This is a genomic window from Erythrobacter cryptus DSM 12079, assembly GCF_000422985.1.
In the GTDB taxonomy this organism is placed as follows: Bacteria; Pseudomonadota; Alphaproteobacteria; order Sphingomonadales; family Sphingomonadaceae; genus Erythrobacter; species Erythrobacter cryptus.
In genome coordinates this window covers 1-21007 of the sequence record NZ_AUHC01000022.1, presented here as the reverse complement: position 1 = coordinate 21007, position 21007 = coordinate 1, and the positions used below count along the sequence as shown (strand labels likewise).

The 21007-nt window shown below is 66.2% G+C and carries 26 protein-coding genes; 4 read left to right on the top strand and 22 right to left on the bottom strand.

All coding sequences use genetic code 11. The annotated features are described in order from the left end of the window. From G524_RS16675 to G524_RS0111440, 22 genes are all read right to left on the bottom strand, one after another. The coding region (locus G524_RS16675; RefSeq protein ID WP_211219352.1) for a phage terminase large subunit family protein at positions 1–555 on the bottom strand (555 nt) is incomplete at its 3' end. After that, positions 500–1069 (bottom strand): hypothetical protein, encoded by a 570-nt coding sequence (locus G524_RS0111540; RefSeq protein WP_027443851.1) that lies wholly within the window; start codon positions 1067–1069, stop codon positions 500–502. The genes G524_RS0111540 and G524_RS16675, both read right to left, overlap by 56 nt. An 8-nt stretch (positions 1070–1077) precedes the next feature. After that, positions 1078–1326 (bottom strand): DUF7220 family protein, encoded by a 249-nt coding sequence (locus tag G524_RS0111535; protein WP_027443850.1) that lies wholly within the window; start codon positions 1324–1326, stop codon positions 1078–1080. Beyond that, entirely contained in the window at positions 1323–1763 is a 441-nt protein-coding gene (locus G524_RS0111530; protein ID WP_027443849.1) for a hypothetical protein, read from the bottom strand. Before G524_RS0111530 ends, G524_RS0111535 begins: the two co-directional genes overlap by 4 nt. Positions 1764–1767: 4 nt before the next feature. Beyond that, positions 1768–3147 carry a site-specific DNA-methyltransferase gene (locus tag G524_RS0111525; RefSeq protein WP_027443848.1) on the bottom strand — a complete coding sequence of 460 codons (1380 nt, stop codon included), beginning with the start codon at positions 3145–3147 and terminating at the stop codon, positions 1768–1770. A gap of 407 nt (positions 3148–3554) precedes the next feature. After that, a complete protein-coding gene (locus tag G524_RS0111520) occupies positions 3555–3953 on the bottom strand; it encodes a type II toxin-antitoxin system death-on-curing family toxin (RefSeq protein ID WP_027443847.1) in 399 nt (132 codons plus the stop codon). After that, on the bottom strand, positions 3950–4177 hold the full coding sequence (locus tag G524_RS0111515) for an AbrB/MazE/SpoVT family DNA-binding domain-containing protein (protein WP_027443846.1): 228 nt from the start codon (positions 4175–4177) through the stop codon (positions 3950–3952). Before G524_RS0111515 ends, G524_RS0111520 begins: the two co-directional genes overlap by 4 nt. Positions 4178–4362: 185 nt before the next feature. After that, on the bottom strand, positions 4363–4881 hold the full coding sequence (locus tag G524_RS0111510) for a GNAT family N-acetyltransferase (protein WP_027443845.1): 519 nt from the start codon (positions 4879–4881) through the stop codon (positions 4363–4365). After that, complete coding sequence (locus tag G524_RS0111505; protein ID WP_027443844.1) at positions 4878–5153, bottom strand: type II toxin-antitoxin system TacA family antitoxin; 276 nt, start codon at positions 5151–5153, stop codon at positions 4878–4880. Before G524_RS0111505 ends, G524_RS0111510 begins: the two co-directional genes overlap by 4 nt. 52 nt (positions 5154–5205) lie before the next feature. Continuing rightward, positions 5206–5640: a DUF6362 family protein gene (locus G524_RS0111500; RefSeq protein ID WP_036857872.1), complete on the bottom strand. Its 435-nt coding sequence runs from the start codon at positions 5638–5640 to the stop codon at positions 5206–5208. Between the two features lie 14 nt (positions 5641–5654). Further along, positions 5655–6188 (bottom strand): hypothetical protein, encoded by a 534-nt coding sequence (locus G524_RS0111495; protein WP_245561360.1) that lies wholly within the window; start codon positions 6186–6188, stop codon positions 5655–5657. A gap of 413 nt (positions 6189–6601) precedes the next feature. Next, positions 6602–8902 (bottom strand): AAA family ATPase, encoded by a 2301-nt coding sequence (locus G524_RS0111490; protein ID WP_051221184.1) that lies wholly within the window; start codon positions 8900–8902, stop codon positions 6602–6604. Further along, positions 8899–9666 (bottom strand): hypothetical protein, encoded by a 768-nt coding sequence (locus G524_RS0111485; protein ID WP_036857866.1) that lies wholly within the window; start codon positions 9664–9666, stop codon positions 8899–8901. The genes G524_RS0111490 and G524_RS0111485 overlap by 4 nt, the downstream gene beginning before the upstream one ends. Continuing rightward, positions 9666–9869, bottom strand: a complete 204-nt coding sequence (locus G524_RS0111480) for a DUF6511 domain-containing protein (RefSeq protein WP_027443839.1) — start codon at positions 9867–9869, stop codon at positions 9666–9668. Before G524_RS0111480 ends, G524_RS0111485 begins: the two co-directional genes overlap by 1 nt. A 207-nt stretch (positions 9870–10076) precedes the next feature. Next, positions 10077–11765 carry a DEAD/DEAH box helicase gene (locus tag G524_RS0111475; protein WP_027443838.1) on the bottom strand — a complete coding sequence of 563 codons (1689 nt, stop codon included), beginning with the start codon at positions 11763–11765 and terminating at the stop codon, positions 10077–10079. Positions 11766–11780: 15 nt separating this feature from the next. Then, complete coding sequence (locus tag G524_RS0111470; RefSeq protein ID WP_027443837.1) at positions 11781–12380, bottom strand: hypothetical protein; 600 nt, start codon at positions 12378–12380, stop codon at positions 11781–11783. A gap of 17 nt (positions 12381–12397) precedes the next feature. After that, the gene (locus G524_RS0111465) at positions 12398–13285 is read right to left on the bottom strand and encodes an ATP-binding protein (protein WP_027443836.1); all 888 of its coding nucleotides are present in this window, start codon (positions 13283–13285) and stop codon (positions 12398–12400) included. Further along, positions 13285–13581 carry a hypothetical protein gene (locus G524_RS0111460; protein WP_027443835.1) on the bottom strand — a complete coding sequence of 99 codons (297 nt, stop codon included), beginning with the start codon at positions 13579–13581 and terminating at the stop codon, positions 13285–13287. The genes G524_RS0111465 and G524_RS0111460 overlap by 1 nt, the downstream gene beginning before the upstream one ends. Further along, positions 13578–14066, bottom strand: a complete 489-nt coding sequence (locus G524_RS0111455) for a hypothetical protein (protein WP_027443834.1) — start codon at positions 14064–14066, stop codon at positions 13578–13580. Before G524_RS0111455 ends, G524_RS0111460 begins: the two co-directional genes overlap by 4 nt. Further along, on the bottom strand, positions 14066–14287 hold the full coding sequence (locus G524_RS0111450) for a helix-turn-helix transcriptional regulator (protein WP_027443833.1): 222 nt from the start codon (positions 14285–14287) through the stop codon (positions 14066–14068). The genes G524_RS0111455 and G524_RS0111450 overlap by 1 nt, the downstream gene beginning before the upstream one ends. 161 nt (positions 14288–14448) lie before the next feature. Further along, positions 14449–15423 carry a hypothetical protein gene (locus G524_RS0111445; RefSeq protein WP_027443832.1) on the bottom strand — a complete coding sequence of 325 codons (975 nt, stop codon included), beginning with the start codon at positions 15421–15423 and terminating at the stop codon, positions 14449–14451. Continuing rightward, positions 15420–16595 carry a hypothetical protein gene (locus G524_RS0111440; RefSeq protein ID WP_027443831.1) on the bottom strand — a complete coding sequence of 392 codons (1176 nt, stop codon included), beginning with the start codon at positions 16593–16595 and terminating at the stop codon, positions 15420–15422. The genes G524_RS0111445 and G524_RS0111440 overlap by 4 nt, the downstream gene beginning before the upstream one ends. A gap of 235 nt (positions 16596–16830) precedes the next feature. Here G524_RS0111440 and G524_RS0111435 point away from each other — a divergent pair, with 235 nt between their 5' ends. The 4 genes from G524_RS0111435 to G524_RS0111420 all read left to right on the top strand — a co-directional run bounded on the left by G524_RS0111435 (position 16831) and on the right by G524_RS0111420 (position 20920). Then, positions 16831–18063 (top strand): helix-turn-helix domain-containing protein, encoded by a 1233-nt coding sequence (locus G524_RS0111435; RefSeq protein WP_027443830.1) that lies wholly within the window; start codon positions 16831–16833, stop codon positions 18061–18063. Positions 18064–18078: 15 nt separating this feature from the next. Next, on the top strand, positions 18079–18597 hold the full coding sequence (locus tag G524_RS0111430; RefSeq protein WP_027443829.1) for a PIN domain-containing protein: 519 nt from the start codon (positions 18079–18081) through the stop codon (positions 18595–18597). A 401-nt stretch (positions 18598–18998) separates the two neighbouring features. Next, entirely contained in the window at positions 18999–19589 is a 591-nt protein-coding gene (locus tag G524_RS15805) for a DUF2924 domain-containing protein (protein ID WP_245561359.1), read from the top strand. Then, on the top strand, positions 19586–20920 hold the full coding sequence (locus G524_RS0111420) for a recombinase family protein (protein ID WP_027443828.1): 1335 nt from the start codon (positions 19586–19588) through the stop codon (positions 20918–20920). The genes G524_RS15805 and G524_RS0111420 overlap by 4 nt, the downstream gene beginning before the upstream one ends. The last annotated feature ends 87 nt before the right edge of the window (positions 20921–21007 follow it).

Genomic DNA, 21007 nt, shown 5'->3' with positions numbered 1-21007 from the left:
GGCCGAGTTCGCGCCCGTCATGATCAGGATGCCGCCCGCGAACTCCTTCGACAGCATGGTGTTGCCGGCATCGCGGGACCGGGCAGGCTTCACCCGCTCCCGCAGCGCCGGGCTTTCGGCGATCAGCGGATCGATGCGCTGGCGCGAATGGCGCTTGGCCAGCTCCACCGTGGGCTGGACCGCGAGCATCGGCCCCGGCGCCTGGTGGATGACATAGCCGATCCAGTTGTTGCCGGCCTCGGTCGCGCCGACCTGCGCGGCCTTCATGAACACTACCCGCTGCACCGGATCGTGCACGCTCAGCCGGTCCATGACCTCACGCATGTAGGGCGTGCGCGCCGTGCGGTAGCGGCCCGGTTCGGCCGAAGCCCGGCCCGAGAGCACCCGGTGGCTATCAGCCCATTGCGAGACACTCAGCCGCGCATCAGGTGCCAGCCCCCGCGACCAGGCACGCCGAAGCGCCTCTGCGCCGGCGAAGGCCTCGTTCCCGCCCGAAGCCTCAGGCGAAGTCGGGTGCGCGCGGTGCGGCGAGCTCCTCGAGGTGGCTGCGGACATGGTCCTCCAGGATCTTCTGCATCGCCGCCACCTCCACACCCAGTTCCGACGCCATCAGCGCCGCCACCCGCGCCGGCCAGGTGATCCACGCCTCGCGCTCCTCGCGCGCCATGCGGAACACCAGCGCCGCGGCCCGGTCACGCTCGACCAGCTCGCCCTTGAGCTTCTGCAACCGCAGGCGGCGCTCCTGGGCTTTCAGCACCTCGTTTGCGGTCCGGGCCTGCAGGAAGGTCGTGCCTCCCGAGCCGCTGGTGCTGGCCAGCCCCTGTTCGCGCAGGGTCTCGCCCACCGCCGCCACCGCCGCCTCGGGCACGGGCCTGGCGCCCTCGGTCCCGATCGAGGAACTGGCCGCGCGCCGCGATCTGGCAGGATCGGTGAACTGGGCGCGCCTGGCGTCCGACGCGGCGGCATCGATCGAGCCGTCGGGATGCAGCACCAGCCGCCCGGCCGCGCGCGCCTTCTGCACCGCGCCGCGCGAGATGCCGGCATGGGCCGCATACTGCCGCTCGCTCATGCCCTTCGTCATGTCCCGACCCGGTCACCTCCCGTCAGCGCCCGGCGCTCGCGCAGATGCTCGAACAGCCGCCGCAGCCCATAGGAGCGCACCACGCTCACCAGCGTGAACACCGCGCCCATCATCAGGTTGGCAGCAAGCGTCGTGTGCAGGCCGAACAGCGGGAAGACCACAAGCTGCGTCACCACCGCCACGCCATAACCCACCACCACATTGGCCAGCGACTCCATCAGCGACATCACGCGGGACTGCTTCATGGCCGCTCTCTCTGCCCGATCCGCGCCAGCGCGGCCCGATATGCACCGGCCACGTCGACGATCAGGCAGGTCTTCGGACGGCGGCACACGATGGCGGGCAGACCAGCGTCATCACTCAGCCAGACCGTCTCGGCGAAGTCGCTGCTCTCATCCCATCGTGCCAGGACGAGGAACAGCGCCATGTCTTGGTGCACACAACCGCGCTGCTCCAGCAGGCCGCGCAGCTCGGCGACCAGACGCCCTGCCTCATGCGGCTCCAGCGACAGGGCACACAGCTCGGCCATCACGGCAAGACAGGCCAGATCGCACCAGTCGAACAGCCGCCGCTGGCCCGGCCTGACCGCCTGTGACGGCCGATAATGGCCCCGCGTGATCCACTGGCCCAACTGCCACGTGCCCAGCCCGCAGGCCTCGCACATCTCCCGGACGGTCCACATGGCCCTACCTCGCCCGCCTGCGCCTGGGTCTTGCTTCGGACACTGCCTCGCCAGCTTCGGCCTCGGTGCCGTCCGCGGGAGGCGGCTGCGCGCCCTTCAGCCGCTCGGCCTTCACCTGCGCGAAGGTGCGGCCGTCGCCCTCAAGGATGGCGGCGCGGCCCGTGGCGGCCTGCCAGCGCTCGACCGCCACATCGACATAGGCCGGGCTGATCTCCATGGCATGAACGCGCCGGCCGTTCTCCTCGCCGGCGATGATCTGCGTGCCCGAGCCGCAGAACGGCTCGTAGCACAGGCCGCCGCGCGCCACATGCTGGCGCATCGGGATGGCGAAGGCATCCACCGGCTTGGGCGTGGGATGATCGGGCCGCTCCTCACCGGCGGGCACGGCCATCTCCCAGGTCGAGGGCAGCGTCTCCTCGGCCACCTTGGGCGGGCGGTGCGGACGGCGCCAGCCCATGAAGCAGGGCTCGTGCTTCCACAGGTAATGCGAGCGGGTGAGCACCCCGCGGTCCTTGACCCAGACGATCTGCTGGTGAACGAAGGCGCCGGCCTTCTCCCAGCATGCTTCCAGCATCGCCTGGCGGCGCGAGGCATGCCAGCAATACCAGGCGGCATCCTCGGCGATCGCCTCGGCAATGGCGGCGGCGATGAAGCCGTCGTAGAGTTCGGCGCCCTGCGCACTGTCGTCCCAGGTGACGCCATAGGACCGGCTCCAGTCCTTGTTCTGCGTGGGATGGTTGGTGCCGTCGTAATCGACCAGATAGGGCGGATCGGTGGCGAACAGGATCGCCCGCTCGCCGTTCATCAGGCGGCGGACGTCCTCATGGTTGGTGCTGTCACCGCAGAGCAACCGGTGGTGCCCGAGGATCCACAGGTCGCCCCTGCGCGAGGCCGGGTTGCGCGGCGGCTCGGGGATGGTCACCGGCGGAACCGAAGCGCCGCCATCCTCATCGCCCGCTTCGGGATCGAGCGCCAGCAGCCGGTCGAGTTCGCCATCGGCAAAGCCGGTGAGCCCCAGATCGAAGTCCTCGGCCAGCAGGTGCCTCAGTTCGCCCGCCAGCAGCGCCTCGTCCCAGGTGCCGAGTTCGGTCAGCCGGTTGTCGGCGATGCGGTAGGCGCGGCGCTGGGCCTCGGTCAGATGCGCCAGCACGATCACCGGAGCCTCGGTCAGCCCCAGCTCCATCGCGGCGAGCACCCGCCCGTGCCCGGCGATCAACTCGCCGTCCTCGGCAACCAGGCACGGCACGGTCCAGCCGAACGCGGCCATGCTGGCAGCGATCCGCGCCACCTGATCGGGCCCATGCTGCTTCGCGTTCTGGGCATAGGGCCTGAGGCGCTCGAGCGGCCACGTCTCGATGCGGTCGGGGGCAAAGGCAAGGGTCATGGGCAGAAAGGAACGATAAAGGGTCAGGAACGCGGGAGGGGCGCACCCGCGCGGGTGGCCGCTGATTGGCCAGGCTGGCTCAGCGGGCGAAGCCTCGATGCGCATGCGGCCGATGGCCAGCGTGCTCGAATGGGCGAACGGGAGGGTGGATTCCACGGTGGACTCCACGGTGGATTGCCTGTGGACTCCGGGTGGATTCCGGAATCCAGTAAGAAGCCACCCGGCAGCTCGCCCGGACTTGCGGCTATCCAGCAGAAATCACGCGGTTTTCCTGTGCCCTCCGGCAGCCGGTGGCTTCCCTCAGACGGGGGTGGCTTCCCAAAAAATCGGCCCTGTCGCTGGCGCTACGCCGCGCCTCGCCCGCCAGCATCCGAAAATGCCCGGGAAGGAACCAACCGATCAGAGTGTCATCGGCTGCATGTTGCCAGATGGCCGCGCACCCATTCGGCCAGCTCCGCCTCGTCCAGCGTGCCGGCGGCCAGCCGCATGATCATCTCGTACTTCTCGGCCGCGCTGGCGATGAGATCATGGCCATTGAGCCGCAGGAACAGGCGCAGGACCACGAGAGCCACGCGCTTGTTGCCATCGACAAAGGGATGATTGCGGGCAATCCCCCAGGCACAGGCTGCGGTCAGCGCTGCCAGATCAGGCGGAGGCTCGCCATAGGCAAGAAGCGCTTTCGGCCGTTCGAGCGCCGAGGCAAGCAGCCCTGCGTCACGCAAGCCATCCAGCCCACCATGCTCGGCAATCTGGCGGCGATGAATGGCCCGCACGACGTCCTCGCGCAGCCAGACCGGCTCGGTCATTCCGCCAGTTTCTTGAGCACGTCCCGATCCTCGCGCATCAGCGCCTCGGCCAGTTCGAACTGCACAGCAAAGTCCGGATCATAAGGGGTCAGCTCGATGCCGTTCGGTGTCTCGATCGCATAGAGCATATCGCCCTTTGCCACCCGCAGGCGCGCCAGCAGATCGCGGGGCAGGACCACCCCGACCGAATTGCCGATCGTCGTGACCTTGAGTTGAGTCGTCATCGCTGCACTGCCTGCTTCCAGAATGCCTGTTATTATGACAGTTATAACATGCCCGTGCAAGCCGCGCTCGTGACCGCGACGCGCGCCTCGCCTGAGGATAGGCAGAAACTACCCAAGAACCGGGCTTTTTGTCTCTTCGAAAAGTGTCCGGCGGACACCTTTCGCCTCGCTTAGCAAGATTGCGCTCACGCGCCGAGTATCGCTCGCAGGTCTTTCATCAGCAGGAAGAGATGATAGGGATCGGAAGGGCTCGGCTCGAAATCGAACCGCTCGTACCAGGCCCGGGCCTCATCGTCCTTGGCATGAACGAGCAGTGCCCGGATGCCGGCAATGTCTGCCGCCTGCGCCGTGCGCAGCAGCGCGTCCCTGAGCAAGGCCTTGCCCAGCCCCTTGCCCTGCTCGGAGCGGTCGATGGCAAGGCGCGCGAGAAGCATCACCGGCATCGGATGACGGGCAAGCCCCTTGCTGACCCGACCAGGTGCACCGGCATGTTCGACGGCGCCGACCGCAAGGCTGTAGTAGCCCACGACACGCTGCTCGCCGCGGCAGACAACCCAGGTCTGCGCACTGCCCGCCTTCTGGTTGACCAGTGCATGGCGTTGCAGGAAACGGTTCAGAGGCTCCTTGCCGCAATCGAACGCATCGACCTCATGGGAGGCATCGAGCTTCTTGACGGGAGAGAACGCCTGGGTTTGTGCCGTCACTCAAGCACGCTCTTTTCGGCAAGCAGTCTGGCAAGGCGCGGCTTGCTCTGGACGGGACGATCGAGAACATCCTGGAAGGCTTGCCACTGGGCATCGTCCAGCCGGAACAAGCGCCTATCGACCAGCGCCTCCTCGGCGGCCTGGATGCCCGCCTCAAGCAGGAACTCCGTCACGTTCTTGCGCGAGAAGCGGGCCGCTTGCTGCAGGAGCGCCTTCATGCTCGGCGTGGTGCGCACTTCGATACGTTCGGATCTGGCTTCGGCTGCAGGCATGGCTGATCTCCTGTGGAGCTCCCTAACATACGGACAGTGTACGGACAAGGCGTCAGCCATGAGAACTATCCGGATCCTGGCACGCGGTCGTGACCATCTCGATCACATGGCGTCGCGATCGGAGCTGCGGGACTTTCCGTTGATTCAGCCGCCATGCGATCACGCACAACGCATAGCGCCAGTGCTCATGCGCTGCTGAGCGCTGCAATCCCACGGTGCAGCAGATCGTCTTCCAGCGTGCGCCATAGGCACGCAGCCAGACGATCCGGCTGTCGACGGGGTCGAGCCCTGTGGTCCAGCCGAGTGTCTCCTCCATCCGGCTGATCGCGACCGGCGAGGGCGCGATGCGCAGGGGCCGCGGCTCCATCTGGGCCATCTCTTCGGCGCTCCTGCGGATCGCAGGCCAGAGGTTGAAATAGCCTTGCCGTCGCGGCTCGGGCAGCCGTCGCAAGACCGATGCGGCCTCGGTGAGACGCTCCTCGACCATGATCGGCGTCCACCTCACCGCACACCTCCCCGGGTCGCAAGCGCCCAGAGGAGGATGGCGATGGCGTCGGCTTCATTGTCGTCTGCGGGCGAGAAGCCGCGGGCGCGAACGGCGGCCATGACAGCGGCCTTGCCGGCGTTGCCCTTGCCCGTGGCGAAGCGCTTGATCGTACCCACGGGCACGCCCTGATAGGGGATGCCCTCGCGCTCGCACCAGGCAGTCAGCGTCGCCATAAAGCCGCCGTAGAGGTGGGCGGCATCGGTTCCGGCATGGCGCCGGACCTCCTCGAAATGGATCGCGGCAAGACCGCCACAGTCGCTGGCCAGCTGTTCGAGCCAGTGCTGGAAGCGCAGGTATCGCATGCCGCCGCCATCGTAGCGGCCGGAGCGGAAGCTTGCGGTTCCGCTGTGCACGATCCCGCCCGCCAGGCTCGCCCAGCCCGTGGTGGTGCCGAGATCCAGGGCGAGAATGGCGCCGCCCGCGGATGTCGAGATGACCGGAGTCGGATGGGGCACGCTCTTGGGGCGGGGTGATGGGCACTGGCTCATGGTGGTGGGTCCTTCTCGTCTGATGTCGGTGAGGGGATGGACGGCAAGGTACCTGCGCGCGCGAAGCCCCTGGGGGTGGGAGTGGGAGAACCCGCTCGGCGCGGTTCTCCCCCACCCCCGAAGGGGGTGGCTTTCACCCCCTAAACTTAGCGCCCCCATCAAAGCGCTGATATGGAATGGGAATTTCCAGTTTGGGGAGTTCCTGACGGCTCCACCGACCCAATCTGGTTGCAACGCAGCCGTTCTGGTTGCTGCGCAGTTCTGACGGGGTAGTTTCGGCAAGGCGCCCAATCTGGTCGCAACGAGCCGGAGCGAAGGGCCGCGCAGCGTTGGCGGAGCAGTTTCGGGACTGAACCCCATCTGGTTCAAACTGGTCAGAGCGCAAACCTTCGGGCGAGGTGTCATGCTGGTGGTCACGACTGCTCGCCTTCCGGATAGACCCACACATGCGGGTTCTCGACTTCGAGAAGCGCGCCAGTCTGCGGTGATTTGTAATGGGTGGGCAGTACAGCGACGGTTGCTGGCAGAATCTCACCGGTTTGGGAGTCAACCAGATCACTGGCAGCCGGAGCCACCATTCCCTCGACGCACAGGAAACCGAAACGAGACCTGGATGGACCGAGCCCATAAGGTGTGCCGTCGCGCACGAACTTCACGAAGCCCTTTGTCGCCAGGACATTCACACGCTCGCGGATTGCATCCTTGCCGCCGAGACCTGACCTGTTTTCGAACGCTTCGGCGAACTGATTGATCGTGTAGAGCCGCCCTTCTGTCGCTTCATCGAGCAGGATGCCCAGAATGACATCGTGCTTGCGCACGCGCTCCGCATCCAGCTTGTCGCCCAGCGCTTTGCGCACGAGACGCTCGTTGATGGGGTTGAGTTCGACCCATTCGCCGCCGACCTTGTCGATCAGCTTGGGGGGCAAGGCGGGGCCGTTGCGCAGCTCGATCTCCAGCTTGCGGATGGTGCTGTCCTCGTCGGGACGGTGCATGAGCAGCCCCGAGGTATAGAAGCCGCGAAGCGCGCTGGCGCCGGAGAGCGCAAGGAAGGGGTCGTCCTTGATCTGGTGCTTGCCGGCCTTGCGGGTGTGATGGGCGAGGATCACGCCTGCATCCGGGTTGACGGCCTCGCGCAGGGCCTCGACCCGCTCCTTGAGGAAATGCATCATGGCTGCATTGTCGTTCTCCCCGCCACCATCCGGCCCGCCGTCGAAGAGATTGCGGATCGGGTCGATGCACAGGATGTCTGCCGGGGCATCAGGGAACGCGGCGCGGATCGCCTCGACCGCACAGGCTACGCCGTGGGCATCGAGCAGGATCTTCAGTTTCGGGGTGGCGATGAAGGTGTCGCGCGCAGCGGTGATCACCGCGGCGGGCAGCGCGATCTGCTGCATGCGCTCGCGCAGATAGTGATACTGGATCTCGGCCTGGAGGTAGAACACGCGCAGCGGCCGTGGCGGCGCGAAGCCGAGAAACGGCACGCCTGCCCCCATGTGCACGAGCAGGCTGATCAGGAAGTCGCTCTTGCCGACCTTGGGCGCGCCGCCGAGCACCAGCATGCCTCCGGGCGTCAGCAGCCGCGGCGCGATGATGTCCTCGGGCATCGGACCGGTGTCATCGAGCAGCGCGCCGAGCGAGAAGGTCGGCAGCGCGATGCTGGGTGCTTCGGTATTGGCAGCGCGCAGGAGCGGCGGGCCGTTGCGCTGCACATGCAGCGTCCAGAGCCGGTCGGTCTCGGTCGCGAGCCGCTCGAGCGGCCAGCTGGGACGCAGCTGGGCGGCATTGTACTGGCAGATCGCCTCCCAAGCCTCGTCGCGGCTCATGCGGCCCTCGTGCGCCATGCGGACGTAGTGGCCGATCGCCGCGCTTGCCCCCTGGAAGCGGGTCCAGTCGTCCGATCCGCCTTCACGGACCGGCGTCGTCAGGACGTCGGTGATCGAGGGCTTGTCCGTCGAGGGGCCTGGCTCGGATCCGACCCCGGCGAGCGGCGGCATGTCGGCGACCGCTTCCGCGAAGTCGGAGAGGTGCACCTCGTGCCGCGGGTCGTGGCTGCGGATGTTGACCAGGCGCCCCAAGCCGCCCTTGTGATGGACGGAGCCGGCCATGCGGATCGGCTGGTGGGCCGACCGGAAATGCGTGTCGCCGCCGACCTTGACCGCGATGTCGCCGCGCAGGCGGCATACCAGCGCGAGGTCCTCGCCCTCGGCCGGTTCGCTCAGCCGCCACCAGACATGCAGCTTGTCGAGACCGTCCGCCGTCCGCCCGCCGCTCTCGACCACCATGGTCGGCTGCCCGAGATGGCGGACGAGATGATCGAGCTTGGCCGCGATGTCGCCCGCATCGAGATCGACGAGGACGGTCTGGATCTGCCGGATATCGGCGGCCCTCGCCCTGCCGGCATCCTCGACCGTGCCGGGAATGACATAGACCGCCACGCCCTCGCGCACGGCCCAGGCGGCAAAGGTGGCGAGCCGCTCGGGCGCCGCCTGATCCGCCTCGATCCAGATGGTGTGCGCGCGGCCTGTCGACGCGGCGTCCCGGCCCTTCTCGGGAAAGCCGCGGACCGGGATCAGGCCCTCGCAATGGCCGAAGACCATCTCGACGAAGCAGGCGATCTGGTCCGCGTCCGGTGCGATCGCCAGGGGATCCTCGAGCGGGACGGCATCGTTGAAGTCCCGCCAGGGATTGAAGTGGACGATGGTGTCGTCGCTCATGCCGGCAGACCCCAGCAGCGCTTTGCCCAGGGGCACATCCGGCACTCGTGGAAGTCTGGCTTCGTGGCGATGCGCGGCAGCAGATCGCCTGCATCGCTCGCCTGAAGGATGCGCACGGCGCGGTCGCTCATGCGCTGGGCGAGCCCTGCGTCGAACGGCACGAGTTCGTGGTGCAGTTCGGCGGTGTCCTTGTTGATGGCGGTAAACAGCGCGGGATTGGCGGAGATGCCGGGAACGGAGCCTTCCATGTAGGCCTGGTAGAGGGCGATCTGGGCCGCATAGACGGGCTTCGCGACAACCACGCCCTTGGCCACAGTCTCGCGCCAGTTCCTGGCGTTCATCGTCTTGCATTCCCAGAGCGCGGGAATGGCGAGACCGAAGCCCTCGGGCCCGGCCGCGATGATGCCGTCGACATGACCGCGGATGCGCCCGCCCGCGACCGAAAAGCCGAACTGGCCGCCATCGGGCCGGTCGCCCTTGCGGGTATAGAGATCGAACCCGGCGCCGCGCAGCCAGCGGATGGCAAGAGCCTCGAGCGCGTGTCCGATCTCGAATATCCGCAGCGTCTGGCCAGAGAACTCCTGGCCCTCATCCTTGGGCGCACCTGCGAACTCGAACTGGAGCGCGCGTTCGCAGGGGTGCCCGAGACGGGACGCGCCCAGGTAGTCGCGGGGCGGCAGCGTGGCCTGATCGAGCTCAAGCGCCCGATCGATGGCGGCGTTGAGCCGGTTGGCGAAGCCTGAACGGGGATTGAAGTCGAGCATCAGAATGGCACATCCTCGTCTTCGGCGGCCATGGCGTGCATGGCGTCCTGGAAGCCGCCGACGGCGGCCTCGATGAGCATAACCACCTGCGCCTCCGTGAGGTCGGAGAAGCGCGCCTGCCAGCCGATCTCCTCCATGATCGCGGCGACCGGCTTCATGGCAGCGCGGATCGCCGCCTGCTCCTGCTGCGTGAGATCAACCATGGCCCAGCGCTCCCGCGCCAAGCGTGTCCAGAAGCCTTGGCAGGACATCGAGCAGAACCAGACCGAGGGGCGCGGCCAGTTCGATGGCACCGGGTCGAACCAGCCAAATCCACGGGTGGGTCGCCGGCAGACGGCACAGAGCGTTCCACGCGGATGCCAGAGCCGCAGACGATCCGCCGCCGTGATGGGGGTAGGACAGGCCATGGCTCATGCCGCCCTCCGCATCAGCGCTGCATCCGCCTGGCCTGCTGCGCCGAAGACGAGCGCGCGGATGGCCTCGCGGTTGAAGCGAAAGGCCAGCAGTGCCGAGGCCTGGTAGCGGGTGAGCCCATAGTCCTGCCGGTACTCCGGCGGCAGGAAGGCAAGTTGCCGTTCGGTGGGCGGCTGGTTCAGCCAGCGGCGCGTCTTGTGGGCGCTCTCGTCGCTCTCATGCGCGTTGAGCCAGTCGTCCGCCGCCGCGAGGCATACGGTGCGTTCGCCCACGGCCAGGAGATGAGGCCGCTGCTTCTGCAGACCGCCGATGCCGTACCAGCGGCCGTTCAGGAAGAAGATACCGCCCCAGGCATTGAAGCCGTTGGCGATGAATGCGGCATCGTCGCCGAAGAGCTCTACCCAGCGAAAACTCGAGCGCTTGAGGAGATCGATCTCGCTCATCACGAAGTCGCCGAGCGGCGCTGCTTCGCCGCCTTCGGGACGCTCCCAGACATGACCGCACAGCGGGCATTCGGTGGTGGCGAGCGGCACGATGGCGCCGCAGTCCGGGCAATCCTTGGTCGGCGCCTCGCCGGAGGGCTCGCGTCCGTTCAGGTCGACGTCCTGCTCCAGCGATCCGTGCAGCAGGGTCGATGTGCCGAAGTCGAGCACGATGCAGTCGGTCTTGATGACGCCTGGATGTTCCTCGGGCGAGACCGTACGCAGGCCGCGACCGACCATCTGGATCATGGTCGACTTGCAGGAACTCGGCCGCAGCAGCACGACGCAGCCCGTCGGCGGATGATCCCACCCCTCGGTCAGCACCGCGACATTGACGACGACCCGCAGCTCTCCGGCGGCGTAGGCCGCAAGGGTCGTCTTGCGGTCGCTATCGGCCATGTCGCCGTGGATCAGCCCCGCAGGCACGCCGGCCGCGTTGAAAGCGGCGGTCACGCTGCGCGCGTGGTCCACGGTCGAGCAGAACACCACCGTCTGCCGGTCGCCTGCCTTCTCCCGCCAGTGGCGGATGACGGCCTGCGTGATCGGGGCGCGGTTCATGATCGCCTCGACCTCGGCCATGTCGAAATCCTCGGCCGTGCGGCGCACCCTGGTGAGCTGGTCAGTCACGCCGACGTCGATCACGAAGGTGCGCGGCGGCACGAGATGGCCGGAGGCAATCAGTTCGCCGATCCGGATCTGGTCGGCGACGTTGTCGAAGACCTCCCGCAAGCCCTTGCGGTCGCCGCGATTGGGCGTCGCCGTGACGCCGTAGATCCGGCAGGCGGGATTGCGCTGCAGCGCAGCATCGATGATCCGCCGGTAGCTGTCGGCGGCCGCGTGGTGCGCCTCGTCGATCACCAAGAGGTCGAGCGCAGGCAGCTGGCCGAGATTGCGGCTGCGCGCAAGCGTCGGCACCATGGCGAAGGTGACCTGGCCAGCCCAGGACTTCTCCTTCGCGTCGACGACCGAGGTCGTGATGCGGGGATTGACCCGGCCGAACTTGCTGCGGTTCTGCGCGGTCAGCTCGTCGCGGTGGGCGAGCACGCAGGCCTTGGCACCGCCAGCGATCATCGCGCCGGTGACCGCCGAGAGCATGATCGTCTTGCCGGCTCCGGTCGGAGCGACGCCGAGAGTGTTGCCGTGAGTGTCGAGCGCGGCAAGACTGCGCTCGACGAACTGCTTCTGGCGGGGACGCAGCAGCATGGCCGGTCTCCTTTCTCACTGCGCCCACGATGGGCGCGTGCCCGCCGCCGGTGCGGAAGATTGGGGCATGGAGGGTTGGGAAGGCTGAGCCTGCGGCTGCGCCGCCACACCGGGCACGCCACCCATGAGGGCGGCATAGTCCTTGTGATCGGGCGTCACGGCCGCACGGATCTCGTTCTTCTCCTCGCCGTTGGTGTCGGTGCCGATGTCGATCCGCGCCACGAACTCGAGCCCGTCGAGATCGGCAAAGCCGCTGATGCGGCGCGCGGCCTGGGCCTCAGGCGACATGTCCTTGTCCGAAATGCCCCGCGCGGAGTTGAGCATGCCGCGGATCAGGCTGCGGCCCATGTTCGCCCAGTCCGGGCCCTTGGGGCTGTAGAGCCCGATCAGCGTGAAGATCCTGCGCCGGGCGTAGGGCCCTTCGAGAACCGTGAACTCGCCCGAGAGATAGACCGAGCCGGTGGTCCCCCGCGTGGCGTATCCGCCGGTCCAGCCCTGCGCCGGATCGTCGTAGCCGCCCGGACGGATCGTCAGGCGCACCTTGGCGAGCGTGCCCTTGGGGATGAGATGGGTGTTCTGCTTGGCGTCGTTGAAATCGTTCCAGGATCCAGTCATGGCTGGGGTCTCCTCGTTCAGGCGTTATCGGAAATGGTGGGGGCGTCGGAGGTCGGCGCCGTCGCGCTCGGGGGCGGGCTGCGATAGGCCAGCCGCTCGGCGGCCGGCTTCACGGGCCCGCGGATCTTCGTCATCAGGCGGCCGAGATGCGGCTCCTCGATCAGGTCGAGACGGCCGGAGCGATCCTTCGCCGGGAAGTTCCAGGGGTTGAGCGTTTGGCAGACGAAGGCACGGCAGGGCGCGCCGGACTCGTCCTTGATCTCCGCCATCGTCAGGACTTCATCGACGATGCCCGGCAGCTCGAGGCCGGTCTTCGAGCCGTCGATCTGCGGCTGGAAGATGCGCCGATTGAAGTCGTCGAGCTTCTCGTCGAGGATCCCGACGAACCAGACGTTCTTCGCCCGCGTGTGCTGGAGATGCGTGAGCCACGCGATCATCTCGCGGCCGTGCAGGCCGTAAGCGCCGCGGACATCGGGCTTGCCGGTCTTCTCCGAGAACGCCTCGGGCTGCCCCTTGCACCATTGGAAGCAGAGCCGTCCGGCCACCGTGATCGAGTCGATGAAGATCGTCTCGTAGCGGTCGAGCGAAGCCGGATCGCCAAAGCGCTCGCACACCGCCGCAAAGTGGGCCTCGCTGTAGACCTGGTCGTCCCGCAGCGCCGGATTGGGGCCGCCGATGAAGACCGCGAAATCGCGGCACTCGGCCCATGTGCGCGGCCGGACGCTGTCGCCGGGCCATCCCTCGATGGCGAGGTCGCCCGCCTCAAGGTCGATGAACAATGTAGTGGCGGGCTCCAGCGTCCAGAGAAGGCTGGTCTTGCCGATCCCGGACTTGCCGAAGATCGTGCCCTTGATACCGCGCGGCTCGGCGAGACGCTGATCGGCGGAGATGATCGGGAGGGCCATCACTTGCCTCCCTTCGCCGCGATCAGGGCGTCGATCGCGATGTCCGCGCCGAGCGCGCCGGCCTTGCGGGCCTCGTCGTGGAGGGTGCGCACCGCGTCGATCTCGCGGTAGAGGGCCGATGCCTGCTCGTTCAGCCCGATGAGGGCGAAGGCCAGGTCGTCGATCGAGGCCGCCCCGACCGGCTTGACGGTCTCGTCGCGACGCTCGCCAAGGGCCGGCACCCGGATGGTCTCGGGCAGCTTGTCCAGCCCGTAATGGTGCTCGCGGAGCACCGCGAGCTTCTTCGTGATGCTCATGACGTCACCTCGCTGTTCAGGGAAAGACGGAAGCTGGGCTTGCCGGTGCGGACGGTGCGCGCGTCCTCGAAGGCGGAGCGGATGTGGCTCGGCCAGGCCGCGAACTTGCGCTCGGGCACCTTGATCGCGACATCGACGTATTCGGTGGGGTCGTCGCCCTCGGCCCGGATGCGTTCGACGAGAGCGGCGAGCTTGTCCTGGGCCCAGTCGACGCGCTTCGGCAGATCGGCGATCACGGTGACCGCGCCGTCGTCGAAGCGGATGGTCCCGGTGTCCTTGCCGGCGGCCTGGCGCGCTGCGTGGGCACGATCGCCGTACTTGAGCGCGACAGCCCCATCGAGCCAGTCGCAGACGGTCCTGGCGCGGCGCAGGGCGTCGGTGGCCTCGTCCAGCAGGAGGGCGAGCTGCTCGGCCGGCAGAGCGGCGATGTCGCCGACGGCCATGCGATGGAGCTCATCGAGGGAGATGCGGTTGGAGATCGTCATCACCGCCCCCTCACGCCGCAGGCTTGGCTCCGGTGATCGGCGGTGCTCGCGCGGATCTGCTCGCGCTCGTACTCCTCGACGTCTTCGAGGCGGTACACGACGCGACCGCCGAGCTTGACGAAGCGCGGACCTTCGCCCGTCCAGCGCCAGCGCTCAAGCGTGCGGTGGCTGATGTTCCAGCGCGCAGCCAGGTCGATCTGGTTGAGGTGTTTCGTAGCCATTTGTGTCTCCTTCGGTTTTGGTCGAAAACCTGCGGAGACGATGGCAGACGGGTCGGGGGGAAAGGCTGGGGGAGCGAGGGGGGAAACCGAGGGGGAATTGCGTCACCGACAAAAAAGCCGCCCCGAAGGGCGGCGGCGTAAAGATCGGTGGATTGCGCCTTTCAGAGGCGCGCGGGCACTTTCAATCGAACCTGCCCGTCATGCGTTTCGATGTATTCCTTCCATGCGTTGCGCTTCTCGGGACGCCTATCCTTGAATACGTCCTCGATACGGTCCGAATCATACTCAGCCTCGGCCAAAAGCCACGCCTCGCCCACCCATTCGGTGCCTCTGGCCCAGGCCTCATAGAGCAACCGGATAAGTCGCTTCTTCTTGCCGCGGAAGAAGTACTGTCGCTCGTGGATACGAAGCCACGATCCGTCCGGACTGCAATCGACGGGGCTGACCTCACGCGTGTCCTCAGCAGACCTCGGCTCGGACATCGCGGCAAGGCGATCGAGATCCAGCTCCGCGTTGTGAGAGCCGCAGGTAAGAACTGTCTCGACAGGAACGATCCTGCTGACGGCAGGAAGCGTAAGGTCATCCGGCACCCACCGAGCGGATGTCAACAGAAGGGATGGCTTGGTCCCGAGCCGCAGCTTCAGCTCCGGATACAGTGACGCTCGCACATCGGACGCGACGAGTCGTCGAGCGAACAAGACTGGAATTCCCGTGCGTCGGCCGAGCCGTGGCGCGCCCAGGTCCCAGAGGTGCCCATCGACCAGGGGAATTGGTTTGCGGGTCGACGGCAGCCCAAGCAGCCGGCAGACCAGCGCCATGAAGGCGGCAGTGTCCAGGCGCCAGGTCCGCAGCTCGTCGGCAGCGACATCGACGAAGCCTGCCTCGGGATGGAAGCAGCGGGCAGCTCCAGTGGCATGATCGAATTCGATCGGGGCCCGTGTTTCACCATCAGCGAGCTCCAGATCGATCGAATCGAGGGGTTTGCCAGTCACGAGAAGCGCTCGCCCGGTCAGCGTTCGCCCCTCGGCGCCGATCTCGTCGTCGAGGACGCGCGCTGTCACCATCGGCTGCTCCTGCTCGGCCAGCTGGAGCAAGAAGCGGAACGCGCGGGTCGAGATTGCGGTCTTGGCGATCAAACGATCAGGTCCTCGATCACCCGCCAGCGCCGCAAGTATTTCTCGCCGATCAGCCGCTCCTTCTCGGTCTTGTCCTTGAGGTCACAGCCATTGGGATGGCGCAGCTTGATGGTGATGGTGCGGCCCCGCGGGTTGACCGTATCCGGCTTGAAACGGACGGACAGGACCGCTTCGACGATGCGATGACCACCGAGAAACGGGTCGCGCTCGCCGAACAGTCGGCGTGCCTCTCCATGCACGGTCGCTTCCTCCGTCCTCGCTTCGATCGAAACGAACGCGCGCTCGTCGAAGGTCTCGAATTTGACAAGGCGGAGACGCACGTCGTCGATCCCGTCTTCGGGATCGCGCTCGAACTCCCGTTCCGTCATGAACACGGAAAGATCATAACGGCGCAGCGGGATGCGCTGCCCCTCGATCGCATGGCCCAGTAGAGTCTTGGCGAACATCCGCGCGAGCTCCGTGCGGCGCGCCTTCTTCTGCGCCACCACCTCGATCACGCCGCTGGCCGGCTCATAAGTGAACGCCAGCTCGTAGACCGGCCTGTAGACGAGCGGTTCGAGGTCATCACCCTGGAAGACGGAGACGCTGTCTGGAAGTCCCTCACGGTAGATCGTGACCTGGACCAGCTCCTTGATCTCGCCGTCCAGATCCATGCGGCTGCGATCGAAGACCTCGATCTTGATCTTTTGGCCCTCACGGAAGAACTGCTTCACTTCCCCTGCAAGAGCCTCGAGGTGCACCACCTCCCGACCAACCTTGAGGCCCGTGGGGGCGACAAAGCCATCCCACAGTCTGCCGCGCCGGGAATTTTCGAAGAACGACGCTTCCTCGGCCCGGCGGAAGCGCTTTTCGTCGTTCCGAAGCAGCCACAGGGCGCGAGCATGACGGGTGGCGATGTCCCGGAGAATGTCCCGTTGCTCGGGACTGGCGATGTCCATGAGAGCCGTCTGCCCGACATCGCTCGTCATGCGGTCGGCCCGCTCGAAATCGATCCGGATACGCTCGCGCTCGACCTCACTCAATGCGTCGATTGCCTTCAGCACGGGCTTGACCAGCGCGCCGTTGGAGCCGGTCCAGTCCACCGGCTCGGGAAACTCGACGGGGCGCTCTGCGAAATAAGCCTGCAGCTCGGATCCCGGCGTGTTCCGAAGCAGGCGCATGACAACGGGCATGAGAAAACCGCTCCTTCAGGCTTCCGTGTCCCGGCGCCTCCCATCCGGGAACCACAGCTTGCATCAACGCGCGGCATCAGCGGCCGCGACTCCGAGACGGCCATCATATGTCTGTTAATCGGACTTTCAAGGAAAAAGTTGACATTATATGTCCGATAGACCATTGTCATGTGGTCGACAGCCCCTTGGCTGCCGACCGATTTGGATTCGCACGCCAAGCAGAGGGATGAGAACGATGATCGATGCAGCACAGCTTGGGCTTCGGCTGCGGGCCGCGCGCGAGCGCCGCGGCCTGAGCCAGCAGGCCGTGGCGGATGCTCTCGGACTTCCGCGAACGGCCGTTACCAACATGGAATCGGGGAACCGAGCGGTATCGACGCTGGAGCTCACGAAGCTTGCAGAGCTCTACGGCCAGTCCACCGCGTTCTTCCTGTCCCCAAGCCAGGAGGCGGAGGACCTGTCGATAGTCCTCCATCGGGCGCTGCCAGAGATGGCCGGCTCGCCCGAGATCGACCAGGAGGTACGCCACATCCTCGACCTCTATCGGGAAGGCGCCGGGCTCCGGGGCCTGCTTGGCCAGGCGATCGAGCTCACCGTGCCCAACTATGCCGCCCGACTATCCTCGGTTGGCGACGCGATACGGCAAGGCGAGGCCGTTGCGAAGGAGGAGCGGCGGCGTCTCGGTCTCGGCATCGCTCCGATCGTCAACATGGCAGAGACGATCAGCGAGCAAGGCATCTGGACGGCCGCAACCGATCTGCCGGACGGCCTCTCCGGACTGTTCGTGAACCATCCATCGATCGGCCTTGCGATCCTCGTAAACGTTCAGCATTGGCCCGTTCGACGGCGCTTTTCCTATGCTCACGAGTATGCCCACGCGCTCTTCGATCGCGAGGAGACGGTCACGACCACGCGGCGCGAGAATGCCTCGGAGCTGGTCGAGAAGCGCGCGAATGCCTTTGCCGCCGCGTTTCTCATGCCGGCTGAAGGCGTGCTCGACGAACTGCGCCAACTGGACAAAGGACAACCGAGCCGGCTGGCTCAGATCATCTTCGACGTGGCTGGAAACAAGGGTATCGAGGCTGAAATCCGCCCCCGTCCCGGATCGCAGGCCATCACCTATCAGGACGTGGCTTCGCTCGCGCGCCATTTTGGTGTGAGCTATGAGGCCGCCGTCTGGCGCCTGAAGAGCCTCAATCATATCAGCGCGGCCGAGACCGCAGCGCTCATCGATCAGAAGGAGATGGGCAAACGATACATCCGGCTGTTCGGGTTCTTCGACCTGCTCGACGAAGGAGAGGCTCCACCACCACCGGAGCAGGAACCGCGCAGCCAACTGATGCGGCTCGCCATCGAGGCATATCGTCAGGATGAGATCTCGCGCGGTCGTCTACTTGAGCTCGCTAGAAAACTCGAAGTCGACGGCGCTGAGCTCCTTGAGCTCGCGGATGCGACGCGGACGGACTGATGGCGAGAGCGGCATATGGGACCGGCGATCGTCGTTGCGGACACATCCGTCATCATCAACTTCCTGCGGGTCGACCGCATGGATCTGATCGGTGCGCACCCCAGCCCGTTCATCGTGACCGACCATGTGGCGGACGAGATCGCCGACTCCTACCCCGAGCAGCAGGCGCGCTTTCACGCGGCTCTGGGGGTCGGTCACATCACGCAACACCGTATCGACGATCCCGCCGAGGTGGAGATCTTCCTGCGCCTCTCCGTGCAAGGACGGCTGGGCGCGGGCGAGCGTTCTGCCATCGCTGTAGCGCTCAATAGGGGGTGCGCGCTGGCGATCGACGATTCACGTGCGATTCGACGGGCCGTCCAGGAGGCAGACATTGCCGGCAACCCGCTGACGATTCTCCGCACACAAGACGTGATCGTGCACCTGATAAAGGCCAAGTTGCTGGAGATCGAGGCAGCCGACGCGATCAAGGAAGACTGGCATCTCAATCACCGATTCACGATCCGGATTGGGTCTTTTGCCGAGTTGCTATAATGCAAGCTTACGAACATGCGACTGGCGACACCCGTGTCATCGTCGACCACCTATTGGCCGGGACAAATTGCGTCACTCTTCGAATGATTGCGGCGGGTTTCGATAAGTATCTGAATTGAATTGATTATCTTAATTTCGCAATTACCGTTTCGCCAGCCATCTTCTGTTGCGAACGGTCTCATGCAAGACGCCCGATCCGGTCCGAACCCTCTGTTGCCCGCCCGTCTGTCGGCGGGCGAACGCCTCGATGAACTCGCGCAAATTCTTGCCGCGGGGCTGAGGCGTGTGTGGGCGGAACAGTCCAGTTCTTTATCTGCAGGCAGCGCAGAGAGTTCATTCGACATTCTCGCCCTCAAACGCCGTGTTGGTCGTCGCAAACCGATGGGCCGAGTTGGAGGGCAATGATGCCAGGAACGAGGAGAAAGACTGGCGCTGCGCCATGGCAGGCGGGCGAACAGGGCGCAGGCGAGGCGAGCGTGGTTGCGCAGCTTGCAGCGCTGAAGCGCATGACGGTGGTCGAGCTGAAGGCGAAGTGGGAAAGCCTCTTCGGCACGCCCGCTCCGAACAACAGCCGCAGCTATCTCGAACTGAGGCTCGGCTACCGGATCCAGGAACTGACGCTGGGCGGCCTGTCCCGCGAGACGCGGGCTGCGCTGGACTTGCTGGCGAGCGAAATCGAGGGCAGGCCAGCGCGCTCGGGCGTCATCGCGGATTCCCGCAGGCCCGTGGTCGGCACCCGCTTGTTGCGTGAATGGGACGGGGTGGAGCACACCGTCACAGTGCTGTCTGACGGCTTCGCCTGGCAGGGGCGCAAGTTCAAGTCGTTGTCGGCGGTGGCCCGCGCCATCACCGGCACGCAGTGGAACGGCTGGCGCTTCTTCGGCTTGCGCGAGGCGAGGAGGGGTGAGGAGCGGTGGCCAGGGACGAGACGACGATCCGGGGGATCGTTGGCAGCGACGAGCGCCCGTAGCGAGAGCGGAGGGGCAAGATGAGCCGTCCTCAGGAAGCCGTCGCTTGTCTGCCGCGCCGCCAGCGCTGCGCCATCTATACCCGCAAGTCGAGCGAGGAAGGGCTCGACATGGATTTCAACAGCCTCGATGCCCAGCGCGAGGCTTGCGAGGCCTTCGTGACGAGCCAGAAGGCGGAAGGCTGGGCCACCATTCGCGAACGCTACGACGATGGCGGCTTCTCCGGTGGCACGCTGGAACGGCCCGGCCTGAAGCGCCTCATTCAGGACGTCGAGGCCGGGCTGATCGATGTGATCGTGGTCTACAAGATCGACCGGCTGTCGCGCTCGCTGATGGACTTCGCAAGGCTCATCGAGATCTTCGACCGCAATCAGGTGACCTTCGTTTCGGTCACGCAGTCGTTCAACACCACCACCTCGATGGGGCGCCTGACCCTGAACATCCTCCTCAGCTTCGCGCAGTTCGAGCGGGAGGTCACGGCCGAGCGCATCCGCGACAAGGTCAGGGCCAGCCGCATGAAAGGCATGTGGATGGGCGGTCACGTGCCCTTGGGCTACGACGTCAAGGACCGAAAGCTGGTGGTCAACGCAGCCGAGGCCGCGACGGTCCGGATGATCTTCGAGCGGTTCGTGCGGCTAGGCTCCGCCACGACGCTGGCGAAAGCGCTCGCGGCCGAGGACGTCGTCACCAAGCGCGGCAAGCCGATCGACAAGGGATTTCTCTACAAGCTGATCAACAACCGGGTCTACCTCGGGGAAGCCGTGCACAAGGGGACGAGCTATCCCGGCGAGCACGAAGCCATCATCGATCAGGCCCTATGGGACAAGGTTCACAGCATCCTCAAGGAGAGTCCGCGCCTGCGGGCGAAGAACACCCGCCGCCAGACGCCGGCCCTGCTGAAAGGGATCATCTTCACCGAGACCGGCACGGCGATGACGCCGACCTCGACGAAGAAGGGCACGCGCCTTTACCGCTACTACGCGTCCATGGACCTGATCCGGAACCGCCCGATGGGCGAGACTTGCGGCCCGCTGCGCTTGCCCGCAGGCATGATCGAGGATGCCGTCGTCGGCGAAATCCGCCGCATGATCCGCGCGCCCGAGATCGCGGCTCGAACGATCAAGACCCTTCGCGAGGAGAGTCCGACGGTCGATGAGAAGGCGGTCGTCCAGGCGCTCGGCGAATTCGACCAGCTCTGGGCGGCGCTCTATCCGGCGGAGCAGACCCGCATCGTCCAGCTTCTGGTCGAGCGGGTCACCGTTGGCCGCGAGGGCATCGCCATCGACCTGCGCAGCGACGGGCTTGGCGCGGTGGTCCGTGACATGCTCGCAGCCGAACGGGAGCTTGCCGCATGAGCGATCCGGCCACCATCCGCATCGTCATTCCGCTCACGATCCGCAAACGCAATGGGCGGCCGAAGATTCTCCCGCCCGACGATCTGG

Excerpts from the sequence above, each read along its gene's own strand:
- G524_RS0111520 (WP_027443847.1), bottom strand. The coding sequence starts at position 3,953 with ATGACCGAGCCGGTCTGGCTGCGCGAGGACGTCGTGCGGGCCATTCAT.
- G524_RS0111530 (WP_027443849.1), bottom strand. The coding sequence starts at position 1,763 with ATGTGGACCGTCCGGGAGATGTGCGAGGCCTGCGGGCTGGGCACGTGG.
- G524_RS0111460 (WP_027443835.1), bottom strand. The coding sequence starts at position 13,581 with ATGAGCATCACGAAGAAGCTCGCGGTGCTCCGCGAGCACCATTACGGG.
- G524_RS0111440 (WP_027443831.1), bottom strand. The coding sequence starts at position 16,595 with ATGCCCGTTGTCATGCGCCTGCTTCGGAACACGCCGGGATCCGAGCTG.
- G524_RS15805 (WP_245561359.1), top strand. The coding sequence starts at position 18,999 with ATGATGCCAGGAACGAGGAGAAAGACTGGCGCTGCGCCATGGCAGGCG.
- G524_RS0111435 (WP_027443830.1), top strand. The coding sequence starts at position 16,831 with ATGATCGATGCAGCACAGCTTGGGCTTCGGCTGCGGGCCGCGCGCGAG.
- G524_RS0111430 (WP_027443829.1), top strand. The coding sequence starts at position 18,079 with ATGGGACCGGCGATCGTCGTTGCGGACACATCCGTCATCATCAACTTC.
- G524_RS0111465 (WP_027443836.1), bottom strand. The coding sequence starts at position 13,285 with ATGGCCCTCCCGATCATCTCCGCCGATCAGCGTCTCGCCGAGCCGCGC.
- G524_RS0111525 (WP_027443848.1), bottom strand. The coding sequence starts at position 3,147 with ATGACCCTTGCCTTTGCCCCCGACCGCATCGAGACGTGGCCGCTCGAG.
- G524_RS0111515 (WP_027443846.1), bottom strand. The coding sequence starts at position 4,177 with ATGACGACTCAACTCAAGGTCACGACGATCGGCAATTCGGTCGGGGTG.
- G524_RS0111535 (WP_027443850.1), bottom strand. The coding sequence starts at position 1,326 with ATGAAGCAGTCCCGCGTGATGTCGCTGATGGAGTCGCTGGCCAATGTG.
- G524_RS0111450 (WP_027443833.1), bottom strand. The coding sequence starts at position 14,287 with ATGGCTACGAAACACCTCAACCAGATCGACCTGGCTGCGCGCTGGAAC.
- G524_RS0111495 (WP_245561360.1), bottom strand. The coding sequence starts at position 6,188 with ATGAGCCAGTGCCCATCACCCCGCCCCAAGAGCGTGCCCCATCCGACT.
- G524_RS0111485 (WP_036857866.1), bottom strand. The coding sequence starts at position 9,666 with ATGCTCGACTTCAATCCCCGTTCAGGCTTCGCCAACCGGCTCAACGCC.
- G524_RS0111470 (WP_027443837.1), bottom strand. The coding sequence starts at position 12,380 with ATGACTGGATCCTGGAACGATTTCAACGACGCCAAGCAGAACACCCAT.
- G524_RS0111500 (WP_036857872.1), bottom strand. The coding sequence starts at position 5,640 with ATGGTCGAGGAGCGTCTCACCGAGGCCGCATCGGTCTTGCGACGGCTG.
- G524_RS0111475 (WP_027443838.1), bottom strand. The coding sequence starts at position 11,765 with ATGCTGCTGCGTCCCCGCCAGAAGCAGTTCGTCGAGCGCAGTCTTGCC.
- G524_RS0111480 (WP_027443839.1), bottom strand. The coding sequence starts at position 9,869 with ATGGTTGATCTCACGCAGCAGGAGCAGGCGGCGATCCGCGCTGCCATG.
- G524_RS0111505 (WP_027443844.1), bottom strand. The coding sequence starts at position 5,153 with ATGCCTGCAGCCGAAGCCAGATCCGAACGTATCGAAGTGCGCACCACG.
- G524_RS0111455 (WP_027443834.1), bottom strand. The coding sequence starts at position 14,066 with ATGACGATCTCCAACCGCATCTCCCTCGATGAGCTCCATCGCATGGCC.
- G524_RS0111420 (WP_027443828.1), top strand. The coding sequence starts at position 19,586 with ATGAGCCGTCCTCAGGAAGCCGTCGCTTGTCTGCCGCGCCGCCAGCGC.
- G524_RS0111490 (WP_051221184.1), bottom strand. The coding sequence starts at position 8,902 with ATGAGCGACGACACCATCGTCCACTTCAATCCCTGGCGGGACTTCAAC.
- G524_RS0111540 (WP_027443851.1), bottom strand. The coding sequence starts at position 1,069 with ATGAGCGAGCGGCAGTATGCGGCCCATGCCGGCATCTCGCGCGGCGCG.